Annotated in this window: 21 protein-coding genes; 9 read left to right on the forward strand and 12 right to left on the reverse strand. The window is 32.7% G+C overall.

Going from position 1 to position 21312, the window contains the following annotated elements:
• Positions 1–36: 36 nt before the first annotated feature.
• From ribB to tpx, 6 genes are all read right to left on the reverse strand, one after another.
• Positions 37–1194 carry a 3,4-dihydroxy-2-butanone-4-phosphate synthase gene (gene ribB / locus ABD690_RS10275; protein WP_344730135.1) on the reverse strand — a complete coding sequence of 386 codons (1158 nt, stop codon included), beginning with the start codon at positions 1192–1194 and terminating at the stop codon, positions 37–39.
• A gap of 34 nt (positions 1195–1228) precedes the next feature.
• Entirely contained in the window at positions 1229–3145 is a 1917-nt protein-coding gene (locus tag ABD690_RS10280) for an LptF/LptG family permease (RefSeq protein WP_344730142.1), read from the reverse strand.
• A gap of 8 nt (positions 3146–3153) precedes the next feature.
• Positions 3154–3789 carry an outer membrane lipoprotein periplasmic chaperone LolA1 gene (gene lolA1 / locus ABD690_RS10285; protein WP_344730147.1) on the reverse strand — a complete coding sequence of 212 codons (636 nt, stop codon included), beginning with the start codon at positions 3787–3789 and terminating at the stop codon, positions 3154–3156.
• Positions 3790–3793: 4 nt separating this feature from the next.
• On the reverse strand, positions 3794–6196 hold the full coding sequence (locus ABD690_RS10290; protein ID WP_344730151.1) for an FtsK/SpoIIIE family DNA translocase: 2403 nt from the start codon (positions 6194–6196) through the stop codon (positions 3794–3796).
• Between the two features lie 62 nt (positions 6197–6258).
• Positions 6259–6627 (reverse strand): diacylglycerol kinase, encoded by a 369-nt coding sequence (locus ABD690_RS10295; RefSeq protein WP_344730153.1) that lies wholly within the window; start codon positions 6625–6627, stop codon positions 6259–6261.
• Positions 6620–7126 carry a thiol peroxidase gene (tpx, locus tag ABD690_RS10300; RefSeq protein ID WP_344730157.1) on the reverse strand — a complete coding sequence of 169 codons (507 nt, stop codon included), beginning with the start codon at positions 7124–7126 and terminating at the stop codon, positions 6620–6622. The genes ABD690_RS10295 and tpx overlap by 8 nt, the downstream gene beginning before the upstream one ends.
• A 234-nt stretch (positions 7127–7360) precedes the next feature.
• Here tpx and ABD690_RS10305 point away from each other — a divergent pair, with 234 nt between their 5' ends.
• On the forward strand, positions 7361–7603 hold the full coding sequence (locus ABD690_RS10305; RefSeq protein WP_344730161.1) for a hypothetical protein: 243 nt from the start codon (positions 7361–7363) through the stop codon (positions 7601–7603).
• A gap of 190 nt (positions 7604–7793) precedes the next feature.
• Entirely contained in the window at positions 7794–9956 is a 2163-nt protein-coding gene (gene katG, locus ABD690_RS10310; protein ID WP_344730164.1) for a catalase/peroxidase HPI, read from the forward strand.
• Positions 9957–10035: 79 nt separating this feature from the next.
• On the opposite strand, the gene ABD690_RS10315 is transcribed toward katG, so the two are convergent.
• From ABD690_RS10315 to nhaC, 4 genes are all read right to left on the reverse strand, one after another.
• On the reverse strand, positions 10036–10293 hold the full coding sequence (locus tag ABD690_RS10315) for a DUF6952 family protein (protein ID WP_344730167.1): 258 nt from the start codon (positions 10291–10293) through the stop codon (positions 10036–10038).
• A complete protein-coding gene (locus ABD690_RS10320) occupies positions 10274–10588 on the reverse strand; it encodes a thioredoxin family protein (RefSeq protein ID WP_344730169.1) in 315 nt (104 codons plus the stop codon). The genes ABD690_RS10315 and ABD690_RS10320 overlap by 20 nt, the downstream gene beginning before the upstream one ends.
• Positions 10589–10599: 11 nt before the next feature.
• Positions 10600–11244 (reverse strand): peroxiredoxin, encoded by a 645-nt coding sequence (locus ABD690_RS10325; protein ID WP_344730171.1) that lies wholly within the window; start codon positions 11242–11244, stop codon positions 10600–10602.
• Positions 11245–11454: 210 nt separating this feature from the next.
• Positions 11455–12939, reverse strand: coding sequence for a Na+/H+ antiporter NhaC (nhaC, locus tag ABD690_RS10330; RefSeq protein WP_344730175.1), 1485 nt, complete (start codon positions 12937–12939; stop codon positions 11455–11457).
• A 155-nt stretch (positions 12940–13094) separates the two neighbouring features.
• On the opposite strand from nhaC, the gene ABD690_RS10335 reads away from it, so the two are divergent.
• Complete coding sequence (locus ABD690_RS10335) at positions 13095–14552, forward strand: hypothetical protein (RefSeq protein WP_344730178.1); 1458 nt, start codon at positions 13095–13097, stop codon at positions 14550–14552.
• Between the two features lie 72 nt (positions 14553–14624).
• On the opposite strand, the gene ABD690_RS10340 is transcribed toward ABD690_RS10335, so the two are convergent.
• Complete coding sequence (locus ABD690_RS10340) at positions 14625–15824, reverse strand: aminotransferase class I/II-fold pyridoxal phosphate-dependent enzyme (protein ID WP_344730179.1); 1200 nt, start codon at positions 15822–15824, stop codon at positions 14625–14627.
• A gap of 162 nt (positions 15825–15986) precedes the next feature.
• On the opposite strand from ABD690_RS10340, the gene ABD690_RS10345 reads away from it, so the two are divergent.
• From ABD690_RS10345 to ABD690_RS10370, 6 genes are all read left to right on the forward strand, one after another.
• Positions 15987–16445 (forward strand): Lrp/AsnC family transcriptional regulator, encoded by a 459-nt coding sequence (locus ABD690_RS10345; RefSeq protein WP_344730182.1) that lies wholly within the window; start codon positions 15987–15989, stop codon positions 16443–16445.
• 2 nt (positions 16446–16447) lie between these two features.
• On the forward strand, positions 16448–17074 hold the full coding sequence (locus ABD690_RS10350; RefSeq protein WP_344730185.1) for a CPBP family intramembrane glutamic endopeptidase: 627 nt from the start codon (positions 16448–16450) through the stop codon (positions 17072–17074).
• Positions 17075–17218: 144 nt separating this feature from the next.
• Positions 17219–18619: a dihydrolipoyl dehydrogenase gene (lpdA, locus tag ABD690_RS10355; RefSeq protein ID WP_344730188.1), complete on the forward strand. Its 1401-nt coding sequence runs from the start codon at positions 17219–17221 to the stop codon at positions 18617–18619.
• A gap of 249 nt (positions 18620–18868) precedes the next feature.
• Positions 18869–19432 carry an RNA polymerase sigma factor gene (locus ABD690_RS10360; RefSeq protein ID WP_344730191.1) on the forward strand — a complete coding sequence of 188 codons (564 nt, stop codon included), beginning with the start codon at positions 18869–18871 and terminating at the stop codon, positions 19430–19432.
• 4 nt (positions 19433–19436) lie between these two features.
• A complete protein-coding gene (locus ABD690_RS10365; RefSeq protein WP_344730195.1) occupies positions 19437–19616 on the forward strand; it encodes a hypothetical protein in 180 nt (59 codons plus the stop codon).
• Positions 19617–19635: 19 nt separating this feature from the next.
• Positions 19636–20463: a mechanosensitive ion channel family protein gene (locus ABD690_RS10370; RefSeq protein ID WP_344730197.1), complete on the forward strand. Its 828-nt coding sequence runs from the start codon at positions 19636–19638 to the stop codon at positions 20461–20463.
• Between the two features lie 108 nt (positions 20464–20571).
• Here the strand turns inward: ABD690_RS10370 and ABD690_RS10375 are convergent, their stop codons facing one another.
• Positions 20572–21297, reverse strand: coding sequence for a hypothetical protein (locus ABD690_RS10375; protein ID WP_344730201.1), 726 nt, complete (start codon positions 21295–21297; stop codon positions 20572–20574).
• Positions 21298–21312 lie beyond the last annotated feature (15 nt).

Here is a 21312-nt window from a genome sequence, read left to right on the forward strand (position 1 = left end):
GCTGATATTTTTTTTGATTTTATACTATAACTAGGTTTAGTAGTTTACGTATTCTACAATTTCAAGGCCATAACCAATCATACCAACACGTTTAGTTTGTTCGCTATTAGAGATTAAACGTAGCTTATGAATGTTTAAATCATGTAAAATTTGTGCGCCTATACCAAAGTCTTTACTGTCCATTTCTATACGAGGTGCTTTTACAACTTCACCTTCAATTTGAGATTCTTTAAGAGCGCTTAAGCGTTTAAGTAAATTCATAGATTGCGACTGCTGGTTGATAAACACAATAGCACCTTTTCCTTCATCATTTACAACTTTAAACATATCGTCAAGTTTCTCGTCTGCATTATTTGTTAGCGTACCTAATATGTCATTATTTACAAGCGTAGCATTAATTCGAGTTAAAACAGGCTCATTAGGGCTCCAAGTACCTTTTGTTAATGCAATGTGTATTTGGTCATTTGTTGTTTGGTGGTAAGCTCTTAATCTAAATTTACCAAAGCGGGTTTCTATGTTGAAATCTTCTTTCTTTTCAATTAAAGAATCATGCTCCATACGGTATGCAACTAAATCTTCAATAGAAATTATTTTTAAGTCGAATTTTTTGGCAACTTCAACAAGTTGTGGCAATCTAGCCATTGTGCCATCTTCATTAAGAATTTCAACTAATATACCTGCGGGATTTAATCCTGCTAAACGCGATAAATCAACAGCGGCTTCAGTATGACCTGTTCGTCTTAAAACACCACCATTTTTTGCTTTTAGAGGAAAAATATGTCCTGGACGACCTAAATCATGAGGTTTTGTGTCTTTGTTTACAAGAGCTTGTATGGTTTTAGATCTGTCATGAACAGAGATTCCTGTAGTGCAGCCATGTCCTATTAAGTCAACAGATACTGTAAACTGTGTGTGGTGTAATACAGTGTTGTTCTGTACCATCATGCTTAAATCTAATTCTTGACATCTGTCTTCAGTTAGAGGAGCACAAATTAAACCACGGCCATTCGTAGCCATAAAGTTTATCATTTCAGGAGTAACCTTTTCAGCAGCAGCAATAAAATCACCTTCGTTTTCTCTATTTTCATCATCAACTACTATGATAACTTTTCCTAATCTGATATCATTAATAGCGTCTTCAATTGTATTGAGTTGTATTTTAGCTGTTTGATTTGCTGTTTTAAGCGTAGACATAATCTTGTTTTAAAAATGTACGCAAAGATATGGCTTATTTTGAACTATTTGAAAGGTCTGCTGTTAATTTATTCCTATTTATTATATGTGCTAAAGGGTATAATGCAGCGCCTAATATTAGCCATATAGGATTTTTAGAAACTCCTTTTTGAGGTAGAATTTTATAAATCTTTATTGTTTGTAAAAAAGAGACAATATAATACACAAGCATAAGCGAAAATGCTATAATGCTTAATTGTAAACAAACGACAGCAATTTCGGGTAACTTGTTGTTTTTTAAAATGAAATATAAAGGAAGTAATATAGCGCCAGCTATGTAGAAAATAAGCGTAAATCTAGCATATTCGTTGTAGTCCTTTAATATTTCTTTTGATGCTGTTGTTTGTTGCTCGTCTAAAACGTTTTTCTCTGTAAAATGATTTTTTTGTTTTAATACATTTACAACAGATTCAGGGAGGTCTTCTTTTGATATCCTGTCGTCTTCAGAATCAACTCTTTTATTGAATAGTTTTTTTAATGGCTCTGTTATATGATCAAATTCAAACAAACCTCTATCAGCTGTAGCTCTTCGTGTTAAAAAGATACCTAATGGTAGCATAATTAGGGTAGAGAACCAAGCGGCAAGAGCAGGGTTTATACTGCCATCACTAGCACTGTTTTTAGCAAAAATACCAATAAAGTGATAGGTTAAGAATAGTAATATGGCTATTACCATAGGTAAACCTATACCACCTTTTCTAATTAATGCTCCTAATGGCGCTCCTACAAAAAATAAAATAATACAAGCAAAACCTAAAGCAAGCTTTTCATGTAATGCAATAATATGCTTGTTTAGTATTACGCTTTTAAATTTTAAGAAAACGCCTTTTGAGTTTATTATTTGTTTTGAGCTTTTTACCGAGTTTATAGCGAGGTTAATGATTTGTACTTTTTTTGATGTTGCAAACAAATCTAGAACAGCGCCATTGTAGTCTTTATCTTGACTTAATGAATCAGTTTTCTTTTTGTTAGTATCTTTTTTTGTTGTGTTAACACCATGATTAAGAACAGGTAGGTTAGTGCGGTTATATAGGTTTGTTGTAAGTTGATTATAATCGTTTTTTAAATCAACTTTTAGCGAATCTATACTGTAATTCAAATCAGATATATTAAGCATGTTGTACTTATCTGAAATGTTTTTTTCTTCAAGATCGTTTACATTGTATTCTGATAAATCTATATTGATTACATATTTATCAAAGGCGCTTTTTTTCATAGGGCGCTTTTCTCGATCTTTAAAATCTTTTGGAGGTGTATCATCATAAAAATATCCGTTGTATAAAATCAACTTTAGCACGTCTGATGATTCTTCTCCTATTAATTCTCCTGTTTTAGATATAATTACAGTGTGGTTACCTTGAGTGCTACCGCTTTTTTCATGAATAATAACATCTTCTAAAAACTGACCTCTATCGCCACTTTTTTTGGCAACCTTGATGTTGTATTTATTGCCTATTTCATTAAACTGCCCTTCAGCAATAACCATTGCGGGTTTAAGTTTAGCAATGTTTTTACGAAGGTTGTAGGAGTTGTATTCTGCCCAAGGAATGACATTATTACTAAAGAAAAAGGTAACAATAGCCAAGCCTAGAATAAAAATGCTTAAACCAGTCATAGCTCGCTGAAGAGAAATTCCGGTTGATTTCATTGCTGCAAATTCATAATTTTCAGCAAAGCTCCCAAACACCATAATAGATGCAAGTAGTATAGTAAGCGGTAATACTAACGGAATTAGTTTTGGAGAGAAATATAGTAAAAACTTTGCAACTACTAATATGTCTAAATCTTTACCAGCTAACTCTTTAATGTAAAGCCAAATGGTTTGTAATACAAAAATCAGCATAAGAATAACAAATACGCTGATAAAAGTTTTTAAGTAGGAGGTTAGTATGTAGCGGTCTAAAATTTTCAAAAGAATCCCTAGTCTAGTTTATTTATATAGTAATTTTTGTATTTGCTTTTATCAAAAGTAAATAAGGTTTTTGATAAGGGTTCGTTTGTTTTAAAAGAATTAACAGTTAATGTTGTTTTTACACCGTTTTTTCCTATTTGAATTAGGTTGTATATGTGTTTTGTTTGAGCATCAATTCCTAATAATACATTCTTTATTTCAGAATCAGAGTCCATAGGTGTTAGTTTTACATATTGAATATTGCGACCTCTTACATTTTGAACAATATCCATTTTGTAAGTATAGCCATCTTCGTAAAATGAAAGCATTTTACTTGGTGTTATGCTGTTTTCGTCATCACCATTTTCTTGAGAAACTGTTACTTCTTCATCATCAGGGCTGATGCTGTATAGTGTTTTTCCGTCAAAAATACGTGTAGACCCTAATATGTTTAAACGGTATTTGTCTCCTTGCATGGCAACATCACCACGTGTTTCTTGTTTGATGTTTTCTGATAAGTTTTCTAGTGCGTATTTAAAGTCTATTGATATGTTTTCATAGCTTTTTACTTTTGCAGATACTTCATCAAGTAATGATTTAGCTTTGTTTTGAGCAAATGTTGTAGTGCATATTGTAAGCGCTAATAATGCAATAATCTTTTTCATGTTATTAAATTTCATTTTCTAAAAGTTGGTCTAATGCTGTTAAATCAGGAACAAGAACTTGTCTAGCTTTACTGCCTTCAAAACCACCTACAATTCCGGCAGCTTCTAATTGATCTATGATTCTTCCGGCTCTGTTGTATCCTAGTTTAAGCTTACGCTGTAATAAAGATGCAGAACCTTGTTGTGCTGTAACAATAATTTCAGCAGCTTCTCTAAAAAGTTTGTCTCTGTCAGCTATATCTACATCAATACTTGTGCCACTTTCCTCACCAACATACTCTGGCAGCATATATGCATCAGGATAAGCTTTTTGCGATCCGATGAACTCTGTTATTTTTTCTACTTCAGGCGTGTCAACAAAAGCACATTGTATACGAATCATATCGTTTCCTTGTGTGTAAAGCATATCTCCACGACCTATAAGTTGATCTGCTCCAGAACCATCTAGAATTGTACGAGAGTCTATTTTTGATGTTACTCTAAAAGCTATTCTAGCAGGGAAGTTTGCTTTGATAATACCTGTAATAACGTTTACCGATGGACGTTGTGTTGCAATAATTAAGTGAATACCAATGGCACGTGCTAATTGAGCTAAACGCGCTATAGGTGTTTCTACTTCTTTTCCTGCGGTCATTATTAAATCGGCAAACTCATCAACCACAAGTACAATGTATGGTAAAAACTGATGTCCATCATTAGGATTTAATTTTCTAGCTTTAAATTTAGCATTGTACTCTGCAATATTTCTGCAAAGCGCATTTTTAAGCAACTCGTAGCGGTTGTCCATTTCAATACATAAAGAATTTAATGTATTGATAACCTTTGTGTTGTCTGTGATGATAGCATCTTCACTATCAGGTAGTTTTGCTAGATAGTGACGTTCTATTTTGTTGAAAAGCGTAAGTTCTACTTTTTTAGGATCAACCAAAACAAATTTTACTTCAGCTGGATGCTTCTTATAAAGTAGTGATGTAAGCACAGCGTTTAACCCAACAGATTTACCTTGTCCTGTGGCACCTGCCATAAGTAAGTGAGGCATTTTTGCCAAATCAACGACAAAGGTTTCGTTGCTAATTGTCTTTCCTAATGCAATAGGTAGTTGCATTTCGGCTTTTTGAAACTTTTGCGAAGCAATTACTGATCGCATAGAAACGATAGTTGAGTTTTTATTAGGAACTTCAATACCAATAGTACCTTTTCCTGGAATAGGAGCTATGATTCGAATTCCTAAAGCTGAAAGCGATAGGGCAATATCATCTTCTAAATTTTTAATTTTAGATATTCTAATACCTGCTTCAGGAACAATTTCGTAAAGAGTTACAGTTGGCCCAATTGTAGCTTTAATACTAGCAATACCTATCTTGTAGTTGTTTAAAGTTTCTACAATACGATTTTTGTTTTCTTCAAGTTCTTCTTGATTAATGGTGATACCTTCGGTTTCATATTTTTTAAGAAGCTCTAATGAAGGGAATTGGTAGTTGCTTAATTCTAGCGTAGGGTCAAATTGACCAAAATCTTCAACTAACTTGTTAGCAAGATTATCAGTTTCTGATAGTTCTTCTTCAACATCTTCAACCTCAATTTTCATTTCAGGCTTCTCATCTTTGTTGTCTTCTTGAACTGTCTCTAGTTTTAATTCTGGTTTTTCAGTTTCTTTAGCTGTTGTAATTGATGGTTCTTCTTCCTCTTTTTTGTTGCTCTCTATTTGAAGATCAAAGGCAGATTTAATATCTTCTGCTTCAGCGGTTAAATCGTTGTCTATTGGAGTAACAATTTCATCTTCTGAAATGTCGTCAAGGTTGTTTTTAAGTTCGTTTTTAGCAGATTTGAAAAACGTTTTAAAACTATCAGCAGTTACTTTAAAACGAATGGCTAAATAAGTAATAAGACCGAAAACAAGTAATAAAACAGTTCCTATTTTACCTAGATAATCTTGTAAAAAAGTGTTTATTTCATAACCTATCGTTCCGCCAAGAATGTCTAGTTTATTTGTAAAGAAGCCAAAAGTAACTGAAAACCAAATAACGATTAAGGTTCCCCAAAACCAATGTCTTCGAAGTTTGTTTTTGTTGATATTAGTTATAACATAAACGCCAGATAAGAATATTAAACCGGAAAAGATAAAAGATGCAATACCAAAGCCTCTTTTAATGAAAAAATCACTTAACCAAGCACCTGATTTGCTTAACCAATTTTCAGTTTTTACCTCTCTTGATGTAAATTCAGATAGTGCACTTTGATCTGCATTACCTGTAAAAAAGTAAGATACAAAAGCAATAAACAGTAAAAGTCCTAGTAGAATAAGAAAGCTACCAAATATCAGTTTTTGTTGGTTAGATAGGTTAAAGCTAGGAACTTTAAAATTGAGTTTACGTGTTTTTTTTTGTTTGGTCTTCTTCTTTGCCATTCAAGCATTATTAGGTTAGCAAAAATACAAATAACTAACGTTTATCCTAAAGGTATGTTATATTAAAATAACTTGGGTAAATAAATAATAGCACCTATTATTATTGCAATAATAGCAAATAAAAAAACAGCACCCGCAGCTAGGTCTTTTATTAGGCCTATTTTAGGGTGATGTTCTGGGTGAATAAAATTGGCAACTTCTTCAATAGCAGTATTTAGTCCTTCAATTGCAATGATAATTCCAATGGTTAGTGTTTGTGCAATCCATTCGGTTGGAGATAAGCCTACAACGTATCCAATTCCAGTCATAACAAGTCCAATGCAAACTTGAACTTGTATGCTGGATTCAGTTTTTATTAAGAATAAAGCGCCTTTAAAGGCATAGCCAATGCTTTTTAATCTATTTATAAAAAAAGACTCTTTTTTAGTCATTCATTAAGGCGTCTAAAGCAGCTTTGTAATTAGGTTCATCTACAATTTCAGAAACTTGTTCTGTGTAGCTAACAGTGCCATTTTCGTCTACAACTACAATACATCTAGAGTGTAAAGCTTCTAAAGGTCCGTTTGTAAAATCTAAACCATAAGCTTTGCCAAAACTTCCGTCTTTATAATCAGAAAGAGAGATAACATTATCTAGCCCTTCAGCGCCACAAAAGCGTCCCATAGCAAATGGTAAATCACGAGAAATACATAAAACCTTTGTGTTTTCTAGTTGGCTAGCTTCTTTGTTAAAGGTTCTAACAGAAGTTGCGCAAGTGCCAGTATCAACACTAGGAAAAATATTAAGTATTACCTTACTTCCGCTAAAATCAGAAAGAGACTTTGTTTCTAAATCTGTGTTTGTAAGTTTAAAATCAGGAGCTTTAGATCCTACTTTAGGTAATGTTCCTGATGTTTCTATTTTGTTTCCTTTTAAGGTTACAGTAGCCATAATTGTTTCTTTTTAAAATTTTACTAAAAATAATAATTTAATAAGTCTATAAAAGAAAATTACCATAGGTTTTTGCTAAAAATTTTTGATGCATGATGCAGTTTGTATAGCTAAAGTCATCTGAAACTATTAAAAAGGTGTTAGTGTTTTGTTAAACAGTGCTATGCAAACATCCAGTATTTGATGATGGGCGTAAATGATTAAAACAAATCTATAAACATAAATTTTTTACCTATGAAATTATCAAAAAAATTATTTGCAGCATTATTATTTATGGGCTTTTTAGGGCTTTCTCAAACAACTTTTGCTCAAAGTGCAGAAACTAAAACCGAAGAAAAAACTGAAAAAGAATCAACTGTAGAAAAAACAGAAACTAAAGAAGCTACAACTGCTACATCAAAAAAAGAGCATGAAGCAAAAGCAACAGAAGAGAAGCAGGTTGATAAAAATGCAACAAAAGAAGACGAAGAGCAATAAAATATAATTGTAAAACCTCTTTTTTATTAAAGCCTTATAATGCAAAGTTATAGGGCTTTTTTTATTGTATAAATAGTTGATTTATAAATTATATCTATACTGTTATAATTTTAAATACATTATTTTTATAAGGCATTCTCCTTTGTAATAACTAACTTTAAGAAGTTATAATTCTTAAAATCAAAAATATATGAAAGATAATCAATCAACTGGAGGTAAATGCCCATTCATGCATGGAGGAAATACAGCTACAGATAAAACAGTAACTGAATGGTGGCCAAATGCATTAAATTTAAATATTTTACATCAGCACGATACCAAAACCAATCCTATGGGAGAAGGCTTTAGTTATCAAGAAGCGCTAAAAAAATTAGATGTAGCGTCATTAAAAAAAGATTTACATAATTTAATGACAGATAGTCAAGATTGGTGGCCTGCAGATTGGGGGCATTATGGCGGATTAATGATACGTATGGCTTGGCATGCAGCTGGAACATATAGGGTTTCAGATGGTCGTGGTGGTGGTGGTACCGGGAATCAGCGTTTTGCGCCGCTTAACTCTTGGCCTGATAATGTAAGTTTAGACAAGGCAAGACGTTTATTATGGCCTATTAAGAAGAAATACGGAAACAAAGTAAGTTGGGCAGATCTAATAATTCTGGCAGGAACAATAGCGTACGAAAGTATGGGATTGAAAACTTTTGGTTTTGCTTTTGGTAGAGAAGATATTTGGCATCCAGAACAAGATATTTATTGGGGAGCAGAAAAAGAATGGTTAGCACCTAGTGACGAACGCTATGATGATGTAAATAGCCCAGATACAATGGAAAACCCTTTAGCAGCTGTACAAATGGGATTGATTTACGTTAATCCAGAAGGAGTAAATGGTAAGCAGGATCCAATGAAAACGGCTGCGCAAGTAAGAGAGACTTTTAAAAGGATGGCTATGAATGATGAAGAAACCGTAGCGTTAACAGCAGGTGGTCATACTGTTGGTAAAATGCATGGTAATGGAGATGCGAGTATTCTTGGCCCAGATCCTGAAGGAGGAGCTTTAGAAGAGCAAGGTTTAGGTTGGTCTAATCCTACTAGAAAAGGTAAGGGAGCAGATGCAGTTACTAGCGGATTAGAAGGAGCCTGGACAACACATCCTACAAAATGGGATAATGGTTTTTTTGAAATGCTATTTAATCATGAATGGGAACCTAAAAAAAGTCCAGCAGGAGCTTGGCAATGGGAGCCAGTTAGTATTAAAGAAGAAGACAAGCCGGTTGATGTAGAAAACCCTTCAATACGCCATAACCCAGCAATGACAGATGCAGATATGGCGATGAAAGTAGATCCGGTATATAGAGAAATTTCATTAAACTTTAAAAAAGATTTCAATGCCTTTTCTGATGCTTTTGCTCGTGCTTGGTTTAAACTAACACATCGTGATATGGGGCCTAAATCAAGATATTTTGGACCAGATATCCCGCAAGAAGATTTAATTTGGCAAGATCCAATTCCAGAAGGAAAAAGCGATTATAATGTTGAAGCTGTAAAACAGGAAATAGCAAACACAGGATTAAGTGTTTCTGAAATGGTTTCAACAGCTTGGGATAGTGCTAGAACTTTTAGAGGATCTGATTTTAGAGGAGGTGCTAATGGCGCTAGAATACGTTTGGCTCCGCAAAAAAGTTGGGAAGGCAACGAACCAGAAAGATTATCTAAAGTTTTATCAGTATTACAGCCAATTGCAGACGAATTTGATATAAGTATAGCAGATACCATTGTGTTGGCAGGAAATGTAGGGCTAGAGCAAGCTATAAAAAAAGCTGGTTTTGATGTTGCGGTTCCATTTTTACCAGGAAGAGGAGATGCAACTGAAGAAATGACCGATATAGAATCTTTTGAACCTTTAGAACCTTTAGCTGATGGTTTTAGAAATTGGTTGAAAAAAGATTATGTTGTTAGTCCTGAAGAGTTATTGGTAGATCGCGCTCAACTTATGGGGTTGACAGCGCCTGAAATGGTAGTTTTAATAGGTGGTATGCGTGTAATAGGTACAAATTACGGAGGAACAAAACACGGAGTTTTTACTGAAAATGAAGGAGTTTTAACAAATGATTTTTTTGTAAATATTACAGATATGAGTTATTCATGGAAAGCATCTAATAGCGGTCTTTATGAGGTTTGTGATAGAGATACGGGTGCTGTAAAATGGACGGCGACACGAGTAGATTTGGTATTTGGATCAAACTCTATTTTGCGTGCTTATGCTGAATTGTATGCACAGGATGATAGTAAAGAAAAGTTTGTGAAAGATTTTGTTGCAGCTTGGACTAAAGTTATGAATTCAGATAGATTTTAATTATTGATATTGAGTATAACAAAAAAGCCACTTCAATTAAGAAGTGGCTTTTTTATTTTGAAAAAAAATTAGTCAGTGTTTATTTATCAATTGATCCTAGTACACGTTTCATAAAGCTGTTAAGAGCTTCTTTTTGAGGTGTTCCATTTTTAATCATTTTATTAACTTCAATAGCACCATACATATTAGAGATTAGTTCTCCTATAACATCAAGTTCTTCGTCTTTAAGAGAAGGTACTTCTGTTAAGTCTTCAAGCGTTTCAATAGTTTCTAAAACAAAATCTTCGTCATTGTTTTCTATAAACTGTGTAAGGTGTTTAATTACTGGTAACTTCATTGACTAAATCTTTTAGTACATCAAATTTGTTTGTTTGCACTTGGTTTACAATTTTTCCGTTTTTAAACGCAGCAAATGTTGGTAAATTACTCACATCAGCTAATTGTCTTGATTCAGGAAACTTTTCAGCATCTACTATAACGTAGGTGTCGTTTTCATTTTCTGTAGCTAGCTTTTTAAACTTTGGTTTCATAATTCTACAGTTACCGCACCAAGTGGCAGAGTATTGTACAATCACAATTTCATTGTTGGCTACAATGTTTGATAAATTGTCTTGATCTAATTCTTGTAACATAGTAAATAAAATTAGTTTAAGTGAGCTTTAAGATACTCAGCTGTTCCTTTAGCATTAGCTTGCATTGCTTGTTTTCCTTCTTCCCAGTTTGCTGGACAAACTTCTCCATTTTTTTGAACGTGAGTTAAAGCATCAATAATTCTTAAGTATTCATTTACATTTCTACCTAAAGGCATGTTGTTTATGCTTTCGTGTTGTACAGTTCCTTCTTCATCAATAATGTAAGTAGCTCTGTAAGTTACATTGTCACCTTCAACAGTTACAACACCTGTTTCTTCGTTGTAAGTTTCGTTTGTAATATCTAAAATACCAAGCGTAGAAGCAAGGTTTCTGTTAGAGTCAGCTAGTAAAGGGTAAGTAACACCTTCTATACCACCATTGTCTTTTGCAGTACTTAACCAAGCAAAATGTACTTCAGGTGTGTCACAAGATGCGCCTATAACTATCGTGTTGCGTTTTTCAAATTCAGCTAATGCAGATTGAAATGCGTGTAATTCAGTTGGGCAAACAAAAGTAAAATCTTTTGGGTACCAAAATAATACTACTTTTTTGTTATTGTTTTTTGCTTCTTCAAGAACGTTTACTTTAAAAGTATCGCCCATTTCATTCATTGCGTCAACGTTTAAATCTGGGAATTTTTTTCCTACAAATGCCATATTTATTTTTTTTAATTTAGATTAATAATACTGCGAAGCTAACTATTATTTGATCCTTTATGTATAGTTATTTATTATATAAAATTATATTAGTATAAGTTAATGAAATGGCATTATGAAAAACAGAGTATTTTTTGTTTACTTGATAATTTTAGAGTGTCAAAATTATCAAATAATCAAAAACAGTGTTAAATCGTTGGTTTAATAATTTTATTTAGAAGTAAGTTGTTTTATTTTTATTGAGAATGCAGCGAACAATAATGTCATAAAAGGGCTTAACCAGTTAAATATGGCAAAGAAAAAGTAATCTACAACAGGTACGCCTAAAACACCACTTTGATAAGCTCCACAGGTGTTCCAAGGGATTAATACAGAGGTTACAGTGCCAGAGTCTTCTAATGTTCTACTTAAATTTTCAGGAGCAAGGCCTTTGTCTTCATAGGCTTTTTTAAACATTTTACCAGGTACTACAAGAGCAAGATATTGATCTGAAGCAGTAACATTAAGAGCTAAACAGCTAGCAACAGTACTAGCAAATAAACCAAATGTGGTTGATGCTAAACTTAATAGTGCAGCGCTAATTCTAGATAAAGCTCCGATAGCATCCATAACGCCACCAAAAACCATGGCGCATATAATTAGCCAAATAGTTCCTAACATACCAGACATGCCGCCGGCAGAAAATAAATCATTTAGTTCAGTGCTTGTTGTTTCTACAGCTGTATCTACGGTCATTGCTTTCATGACACCTTTGTAAGCTGATTCAAAAGTTAGGCTGTTTGCTTCGGCTATATTAATTACAATTTCGGGTTGTGCTATAATTGCTGCAATACCACCTAAAAGAGTACCTACAAGTAGTGCTATTAATGGTGACGTTTTCTTAATTATCATAAAAATAACTAATACAGGAACAATAAATAGCCAAGGAGAAATGTTAAACGAAGTTCCAATTGCGGTTAATTTATCTGATATATCAGGGGTTCCATGTGTGTCAATATTTAAACCTATAATAATGAAGATAATAAGCGTTACAATAATTGTAGGAACAGTAGTAAAGCTCATATACTTTATATGGTCAAATAAATTAGCTCCTGCCATAGCAGGTGCAAGGTTTGTTGTGTCACTTAACGGAGACATTTTGTCTCCAAAATAAGCGCCAGATAAAACAGCTCCAGCAGTCATGCCAAGAGATATACCTAATGTGTCGCCTATACCAATAAGGGCAATACCTACAGTAGCAGATGTTGTCCAGCTACTTCCTGTAGCTATAGATATTATGGCACAAATAATAACACAAGCAGGTAAAAATATTGTAGGATTCAGAATTTGTAATCCGTAATAAATCATACTTGGAATTATACCGCTAATGAGCCATGTTCCTGCTAAAGATCCTACCATTAATAATATTAATATAGCTCCTGTAGTAGATTTTACATTTTCAGCAATTTCATTCATCATTTGTTCGTAAGACACTTTGTTGAAAAAACCCACGATGGCAGCTACTGCAGCACCTAATAATAATATAAATTGATTACTTCCGCTTAAAGCGTCATCACCAAATACAAAAAACACATTATAGAAAAGCATCACTACTAAAGCAAATACAGGGATTAATGCTTCCCATATATTTAACTCTTTGTTTTGAAATATTAGCTCGTCTTGCGGCTTTTTTGGTTTTATGTCTTTGCTCTCCATTTAGAAAATATGAATTGTTTTGGTTTGTAATGTTACAATAATATTAAATTTTATGCAAATGCTAACTTAAACGACTAATTTCTGGTTTCATCGATTTTTTAATGTCAAATTCATTGCTAAAAATACCTTTGCACCTCTTAAAAAAAAAGTCCCCTATGAATAATTATAAAGTAATAATTTTATTAGCTTTAACAAACATCTTTATTATTACAAAAGCTTTAGCTCAAGTAGGAATAGGAACAACAAATCCACATCCTTCATCTGTATTAGACATTCAGAGTTCTTCAAAAGGAGTTTTACTTCCTCACGTAGCTTTAACTTCTTCATTAGATAGTCATACAATTGCTAACCCAAAAACAGGATTGTTAGTTTTTAATACAAATGAAACAAATGGATTAACTCGAGGGTTTTATTTCTGGAATGATTCTAAATGGAGTGAAGTTGGAAAAACAGATTTAGGATCTGGTTCAGGAGGAAGTAATGCTTCAAGTTGGAATTTAGCTGGAAACAACCTAGATTCTTATTCTGGATCTCATTTTATAGGTACGACATCTTATGATGCTCTAAATTTTAAAGTTGATAATAACTCTATTGGTTACTTACATCCTAATGGAGGTGTAAGTTTTGGTATTGGAAGTTCTGTAAATGAAAATCGCTCTATTGCATTGGGGCAAAATGCCAATGCTAATAACGCAGTTGAAGCTCAAGCAATAGGCCCTTACTCTAAAGCTTCAGGGTATCGCTCTATGGCTTTTGGTTATAAAGCGACTTCTACAGCTAATGGTGCAATGTCTTTAGGGGATGATTCTAAAGCTTCAGGTTATCGTTCTATGGCCATAGGTTATGGGGCTAAATCTAATAATAATGATGCAGTGGCTTTAGGAGTGAATTCTTCAGCTGTTAATGAAAGTAGTGTTGCTATTGGTACAAATGCTAATGCTAGCGGACAAAATTCTGTAGCAATAGGTAAAGGTTCTGTGGCAAACAATGCAAATACGATAATATTAGGTAATACAACTCCTGATTCTCAATGGGCAGGAACAAAAGTAGGACTTGGTACATCAAACCCTTCTACAAGATTAGAGGTTGTTGGTTCTGTGAAAATTGTTGATGGAACACAAGGTGCTGGTAAAGTTTTAACATCAGATGCTAACGGAAAAGCAAGTTGGACTAATTTAAGCTCTAATGTTGTGTATGCTGAAATGTATAAATCATCATCATCTTCTAATCAGCAAATGGCTAGTTATAATCCTGTTGTGTTTGGAAGTAGTGATTTTAGATCAGGAGTGACTGTTAGAAATAATAATTTTCAGGTTTTAACTTCTGGTGTTTATAGAGTTACTTATAATGTGTCTATAGAGAAATTAAGAGGAGGAGGAAATCAAAATTTAGGTTTTGTTTTAGGGACAGGTGGGGATAATTCTGATAAGATTCAAGGATCAGCTTCATATAACAAGATTAAGTCTGGAGAAAAGAGAAGTTTTTCTGTGACTAAAATAGTACACCTAAATGCTTATCAGGAATTATATCTTTTTCCTACAGAAACTGATTCAAATACTGTTATTTTACCAAATTCAGCAGTAATGAGTATTGAATTAATCAAGGCTGATTAATCAATAAAAAAATATATTGAATAAAAAAAGCGTACTAATAATTAGTACGCTTTTTTTGTTTGTATTTCATCATTATAAAATATGTAGCTCTTTCATGCACTCATGCATCATAGTGTATGTACGTTCAATATCAGCATCTAGCCCTATAGAAAAACGAATAAGACCATCGCTTAATCCCATTTCTTTTTGCTCATCTTCTGGTATTTCAGAAGATGTTGAAGAACCTGGAGCAGAGAATAATGTTTTATAAAACCCTAAACTTACCGCAAGATACCCAAGGTTTTTTTCTTGCATTAGTTCCATAAGTGCATTGGCCTTATCAAGTGAGCCAACATCTATGGTAAGCATACCTCCAAAACCATATTTTTCATTCATCATGCTTTTAAATAAGTCATGTGAAGGATGCGATTCTAATCCTGGATATACCGTTTTTAAACCATCTGCTTCAAATTTTTGAGCTAAATATGTAGCGTTATGGCTATGTTGTTGCATTCTTATGTGTAGTGTTCTTAAGTTTTTTAAAACAGAAGCAGCGCGTAAACTATCCATTGTGCTTCCTAATAGCATACAAGCACCATCATTAACGTTTCTTAAGGCGTCAATAAACTCTTGAGTTCCGCATACAACACCACCAACAGTATCGCTAGAGCCATTAATAAATTTTGTTAAACTGTGTATTACAATATCAGCACCTAATTTAACAGGTGATATTGATAATGGCGAAAACGTATTGTCTACTACAAGTTTTAAATTATGTTTTTTTGCTATAGCAGCGAGACCTTTTATGTCGGCAACTTCTAATAAAGGATTACTAACTGATTCGCAATATAAAACTTTAGTGTTTTCGGTAATTGCAGCTTCAACAACATCTAGTTTAGTAATATCAACAAACGAGGTGCTAATATTAAGTTTTGGTGTGAAATTTTTAAGAAACGCATAAGTACCACCATAAATAGTTCTGCTAGATACCACATGATCTCCAGCACCACAAAGTTGTAAAATTACAGGTGTAATGGCTCCCATTCCTGATGCAGTTACATTAGCAGTTTCAGTACCTTCCATAGCAGCAAGCGCTTCTCCTAAATAAAGGTTAGAAGGTGATGAGTGACGAGAATACAGGTAGCAACCATCTGCATTACCTTCAAACGTATCAAACATGGTTTTAGCTGATAAAAAGGTGTATGTAGATGAATCTGAAATAGAAGGGTTAACGCCTCCAAACTCACCAAAATATTGTAAGTCTTGTATGTTATTTGCGGGTTTAAATGACATAGTATATGTGTGTTTAATTAATACATCAAAAATCTAAATAAATAGATATATTATCAATATATGTGTATGATTTTAGATTATTAATCTGTTATTTGTTATTTTTATAAAAATATTTTAGGTAAAAAATCTGCTAATACGTTAGTTTAAAGAAAAATTTTCAATATGATTTTTGATGATATAGATAAAAAGCTCCTGCATTTGCTTCAGCAGGATAGTAAACAAACCAATAAAGAGTTGTCCTTAAAACTGAATTTATCGGTAACTGCTGTTTACGAGCGTATCAAAAAGTTAGAACGCGAAGGTGTTATAAATAAATATGTAGCATTAATAAAAAAAGAAAAGATTGATAAATCATTTATAGTGTTTTGTCATATTAAACTTATTCAGCATTCACATGAGTATGTGGTTAAATTTGAAAAAGATGTTACTAATTTAGAAGAAGTTGTAGAGTGTTTTCATATTAGTGGTGATTATGATTACCTTTTAAAAGTGATAGTAAGCGATATGGAAGCCTTTAGAGAGTTTATGGTTAATAAATTAACCTCTATAAATCATATTGGTAGTACACATAGTATGTTTGTAATTAACGAAGTAAAACACACAACAGCAATACGCGTTTAGTTATGAAATCTAACACTTATAAACTCATAGAGTTTTTCATTATTTTCATTCTAATACCAATAAGTTTTGCGTTGGATTATTCACCATTTATTAAGTTGGGTGTTGGGTTTGTAGGATTCTTGTATGTCATATATCTATTACTTAAAGTTGAACAGAAACAATTTAAAGTAGCTAAAGGTTTAAATTGGAAACAGTTTTGGAGAGAAACTGTTATAAAACTAGCCATTATAGCTGTATTAACCACGCTTTTCGTTTGGTTTACTGATAATGCTCGTTTATTTGAAGTATTGTTAAACAAGCCCTTACTATGGTTGACTATTTTGTTTGTTTACAGTGTGTTTTCGGTATATCCTCAAGAACTTACTTATAGAACGCTTTTTTTTGAAAGATATGCAGTATTGTTTCAAAGCACCTCTTTTGCAATAGTTTTAAATGCAGTAGTGTTTTCATTAGCACACATCATGTTTAAAAGTACTTTGGTGCTTGTTTTAACCTTTCTTGGCGGACTCTTGTTTGCGCTAACCTATACCAAAACAAAATCAACACTTTTGGTTTCCATTGAGCATGCTATTTATGGGTCTTGGTTGTTTACAGTAGGCATGGGAACTATGCTAGGTTTTCCTTCTTAAAGCGAAATGAGTTTTTAGAGATTTACAAATCGTAATACTCAAGTAAATTATAGCTTTAAAATTAGTGAACTCACATTCGTAAATAAAAATACAATGTTGTATTTTTGTAATAGTTTTAAATAAAATCTGACAAAAAACAATCTTATGAATTCATACGATGTAGCCGTTATAGGCTCTGGTCCTGGAGGATATGTTGCAGCTATCCGTTGCGCTCAACTAGGAATGAAAACTGCAATCATTGAAAAATATTCAACTTTAGGAGGAACTTGCCTTAACGTTGGTTGTATACCAAGTAAAGCTCTTTTAGACTCGTCTCACCATTATGAAGATGCTATTAAGCATTTTGAAGAGCATGGAATTGATATTTCTGGAGAGGTTAAGGTAAACTTAGAAAAAATGATTGCTCGTAAGCAATCTGTAGTAGATCAAACTACAGGTGGAATTGATTTCTTAATGAAGAAGAATAAGATTGATGTATATGAAGGTTTAGGAAGCTTTAAAGATGCTACTCATATCCTTATCAAAGGAGAAAAAGAAGAAGAGATTGAAGCTAAAAACACCATAATAGCAACAGGTTCTAAACCATCTAGCTTACCATTTATCAATATTGATAAAGAACGTGTAATCACTTCTACTGAAGCGTTAAAACTTAAAGAAGTTCCTAAACATTTAATTGTAATTGGTGGTGGAGTTATTGGTCTTGAGTTAGGTCAAGTATACAAGCGTTTAGGTGCTGAGGTTTCTGTTGTGGAGTATGCAGATAGAATTTTACCAACAATGGATGCAGGTGTTTCTAAGGAGTTGAATAAAGTTTTAAAGAAGCAAAAATTTAAAATCAATGCCTCTCATAAAGTAAAATCGGTAGAACGCGTTGGAGATGATGTTATCGTTAAAGCTGATAACAAAAAAGGTGAAGAAGTAGAATTTAAAGGCGATTACTGTTTAGTATCAGTAGGTCGTCGTCCTTATACTGATGGTTTAAATGCTGAAGCTGCTGGAGTAAAAATAAATGACAGAGGTCAAGTTGAAGTAAATGACCATTTACAAACAAGTGCTTCAAACATTTATGCAATAGGAGATGTTATTAAAGGCGCAATGTTAGCGCATAAAGCTGAAGAAGAAGGCGTATTTGTTGCTGAAACATTAGCAGGACAAAAACCACATATAGATTATAATTTAATTCCTGGTGTTGTTTACACTTGGCCAGAAGTTGCAGCTGTTGGTAAAACCGAAGCGCAACTTAAAGAAGCTGGAGTAGAGTATAAGGTAGGACAATTTCCAATGCGTGCTTTAGGGCGTAGTAGAGCAAGTATGGATCTTGATGGATTTGTAAAAGTTTTAGCAGATAAAACTACCGATGAAATTTTAGGAGTACACATGGTTGGTGCTCGAGCTGCCGATATGATTGCTGAAGCCGTTGTAGCTATGGAGTATAGAGCAAGTGCTGAAGATGTATCTCGTATGTCTCATGCACATCCTACATTTACTGAAGCTATCAAAGAAGCTGCTTTAGCTGCTACTGATGATAGAGCGTTACATGTTTAAGTAATCCATTTAATAAATATTATAGGCGAACCTTTTGGTTCGCCTTTTTTTTGCTAAAACAATAAGAGTGTTGGTTAATAGTTAATATTGTCATAAAGTCAAGTCATTCAGGCTTTAATAACAATAAATATCGCGTACTTTTGCACGATTATTAAATCAATCAGACTTTTTTAAAAAAAATGTATTTAAAAAAGTGACTTCTTCTCGGTAGCTGTGTCTAAATATAAAACCAACATCATTAAAAAATTTTTGAAAGCTAAAAAAGTTTCAAAAGATTTATTTGACGAGACATTAGTGAAGAAGATCGTTCTTAATAATGACGCAGATCTTTTTGAAGTTTTATATGACCGATATGCTGATTTAGTGTATAATAAATGTTTCAGCTTTGCAAAAGATGAAGATGAAGCAAAAGATTTAACTCAAGATGTATTTTTAAAGCTTTTTATTAAGTTGGTTTCTTTTAAAGAGAAATCAAAGTTTTCAACATGGCTTTATGCATTTACATATAATCACTGTGTAAATTATGTAACAAGAGATACAGCAAAAAAAATAGAAAAAAATGCAGTAGAAACAACCGAGATACAAGACAATCCAGAGGAAGAAGATTTTAATATTTATCAACTTAAGGTTGATAAACTACGAATAGCCCTTGAAAGAATCCCTCCAAAAGACAAGATGATTCTTCTTCTTAAATATCAAGATAGTGTAACTATAAAAGAGTTAGAAACCATTCTTGATGTAGGAAGTAGTGCCGTAAAAATGCGCTTAAAGCGAGCTAAAGAAAAATTAATCGAAGTATATTCAAATCTTTAATACCATGGAAAACCCGTTTAAAGAATTAGAAAAGCCTCTTAAAACAGCGCCTTCAGAATTAAAAGGAAAGGTGATGAAAGATATAGCTTTTGCCAAGTTTTTGATAGACATGTCTAGGTTGTTTTCAGTGAATATTGGAGATATCTTTGAAAGAACTTTAAAAAAAAGAAGAGGAACTAATTAATAGAAAATAAAACAAAATTATGAGTAAAATTACAGAATGGAAAGATATGATGCTAGGCTCATTTGAATCTATATGGCATGAAATAGTAAGTATAGTGCCAAAGTTATTAGGTGCTTTTACCATTCTTTTACTAGGCTGGTTGCTATCAAAAATTATAGTAAAAATAATTAAGAAAGCTCTAAAGGTTGTAAAAGCTGATAAACTAGATGATAAATTAAATGGTGTTAACTTTTTTGGAGACAAAAAAATAACATTCAACATTATAAATATTATTGCAGGATTTGTAAAATGGGGCTTGTTTTTAGTTTTTTTAATTCTTGCAACTCAAGTTTTAGAGTTAACTATCATATCAGCAGAAATAAGTAATTTACTACATTATTTACCACAACTATTTAGTGCCTTAATACTGCTATTAATTGGTCTCTACATTGCTAGTTTTGTGAAAAATACCTTATATTCATTTTTTAAAGAACTAGAATTATCAGGTGGACGCATAATAAGTAATCTGGTTTTTTTAATTTTATTTGTATTTATTGCTGTAACAGCTCTTAATCAAGCAGGTATTAATACTGAAATAATAACGAATAATATTACGCTTATATTAGGCGCTTTGTTGTTAGCGCTTGCTTTAGCGTTAGGATTAGGAGCAAAAGATGTGGTAGATAGTTTGTTAAAAGCATATTACACAAGACGTGTGTTTATGTTAGGACAAGTTATTTCGTTTAAAGACGTTAAAGGAGAAATAGTAGAAGTAAACGAAATATCAATTACGTTAAAAACAGAAAACGGAACTTTAATTGTTCCTGTAAAAGAAATAGTAGATAACCAAGTAGAGATTCAGAATTAAACTTGTTTATGGTTATAAGTTATTGTTAGGAAGGTTTTGAATCAAAAATAACGTTATTTGCTTATCCCTTTTCAGAAATGAGAAGGGATTTTTTATTAATAAACCATATTAGAATTCACTAATAGTCCCTTTAATGTTGTTTATTTTTATTCCAGTAAAAATCATCTCATGATAGGTTGGTAACTGTGCACCACTTTGAGTTGTAGTCCAATCTCTCCAAGACATTTCAAGACCTCCAATAGGTAGCTCGTTGGTCCACATTTTACAAGCAATGGGTTTGTAATTTTTATCTAGAATCCAAGCATAAGAATTCTGTGAGTCATCATTGTTTTTAGGGTATGTTACTAGTAAAACATCTTGTTTGTTTTCTAATTTAGCCTTGTAGCGTTCTACACCATTATCAAAAACTTGATACGGACCAATTACCCAAAATGAATCTTTTTTAAAATAAGAATAAGCTTCTTTAATAAGTTGGTTGGCCTTATCGCCATTTACTTTAAACTTATGAACGTAAACCTTGCTAGAAGCTGTGTCGTTAAGGTTTAATTCTACTTTAAATTCTTTCCATGAAATGGTACAAATATTTTCAAGTTTATTCCAGTTAAACTGTCTTTTGTTTTTATAAACCCACTCAATGTAATTGGTTTTTTTATAAGCGTCATAATCTAAAGCATCAAGCATTTTTAGAGCGAGCTCATCAGCTTGGTTACCTTTTTTTCCTTCAGGAAGATCCTCATTGTAACTAAAATATATGAAACCGAAAAAAAGCAGAGTAGGTAAGGTTAAAAAAATAACAATTCCTGAAATAATTCGTAGCAATTTTGTGATTTTCATATAAAACAAGTTTGA

Origin of the sequence: Corallibacter vietnamensis, assembly GCF_039537875.1 — a bacterium.
GTDB lineage: Bacteria > Bacteroidota > Bacteroidia > Flavobacteriales > Flavobacteriaceae > Corallibacter > Corallibacter vietnamensis.

Bases quoted from the DNA above. Each gene is read 5' to 3' on its own strand.
- ribB (WP_344730135.1), bottom strand. From the start codon at position 1,194: ATGTCTACGCTTAAAACAGCAAATCAAACAGCTAAAATACAACTCAAT.
- ABD690_RS10315 (WP_344730167.1), bottom strand. From the start codon at position 10,293: ATGAAGTTACCAGTAATTAAACACCTTACACAGTTTATAGAAAACAAT.
- ABD690_RS10365 (WP_344730195.1), top strand. From the start codon at position 19,437: ATGGAAAACCCGTTTAAAGAATTAGAAAAGCCTCTTAAAACAGCGCCT.
- katG (WP_344730164.1), top strand. From the start codon at position 7,794: ATGAAAGATAATCAATCAACTGGAGGTAAATGCCCATTCATGCATGGA.
- ABD690_RS10325 (WP_344730171.1), bottom strand. From the start codon at position 11,244: ATGGCATTTGTAGGAAAAAAATTCCCAGATTTAAACGTTGACGCAATG.
- ABD690_RS10370 (WP_344730197.1), top strand. From the start codon at position 19,636: ATGAGTAAAATTACAGAATGGAAAGATATGATGCTAGGCTCATTTGAA.
- nhaC (WP_344730175.1), bottom strand. From the start codon at position 12,939: ATGGAGAGCAAAGACATAAAACCAAAAAAGCCGCAAGACGAGCTAATA.
- ABD690_RS10350 (WP_344730185.1), top strand. From the start codon at position 16,448: ATGAAATCTAACACTTATAAACTCATAGAGTTTTTCATTATTTTCATT.
- ABD690_RS10320 (WP_344730169.1), bottom strand. From the start codon at position 10,588: ATGTTACAAGAATTAGATCAAGACAATTTATCAAACATTGTAGCCAAC.
- ABD690_RS10340 (WP_344730179.1), bottom strand. From the start codon at position 15,824: ATGTCATTTAAACCCGCAAATAACATACAAGACTTACAATATTTTGGT.
- ABD690_RS10335 (WP_344730178.1), top strand. From the start codon at position 13,095: ATGAATAATTATAAAGTAATAATTTTATTAGCTTTAACAAACATCTTT.
- ABD690_RS10345 (WP_344730182.1), top strand. From the start codon at position 15,987: ATGATTTTTGATGATATAGATAAAAAGCTCCTGCATTTGCTTCAGCAG.
- ABD690_RS10295 (WP_344730153.1), bottom strand. From the start codon at position 6,627: ATGACTAAAAAAGAGTCTTTTTTTATAAATAGATTAAAAAGCATTGGC.
- lpdA (WP_344730188.1), top strand. From the start codon at position 17,219: ATGAATTCATACGATGTAGCCGTTATAGGCTCTGGTCCTGGAGGATAT.
- ABD690_RS10375 (WP_344730201.1), bottom strand. From the start codon at position 21,297: ATGAAAATCACAAAATTGCTACGAATTATTTCAGGAATTGTTATTTTT.
- ABD690_RS10290 (WP_344730151.1), bottom strand. From the start codon at position 6,196: ATGGCAAAGAAGAAGACCAAACAAAAAAAAACACGTAAACTCAATTTT.
- ABD690_RS10305 (WP_344730161.1), top strand. From the start codon at position 7,361: ATGAAATTATCAAAAAAATTATTTGCAGCATTATTATTTATGGGCTTT.
- tpx (WP_344730157.1), bottom strand. From the start codon at position 7,126: ATGGCTACTGTAACCTTAAAAGGAAACAAAATAGAAACATCAGGAACA.
- lolA1 (WP_344730147.1), bottom strand. From the start codon at position 3,789: ATGAAAAAGATTATTGCATTATTAGCGCTTACAATATGCACTACAACA.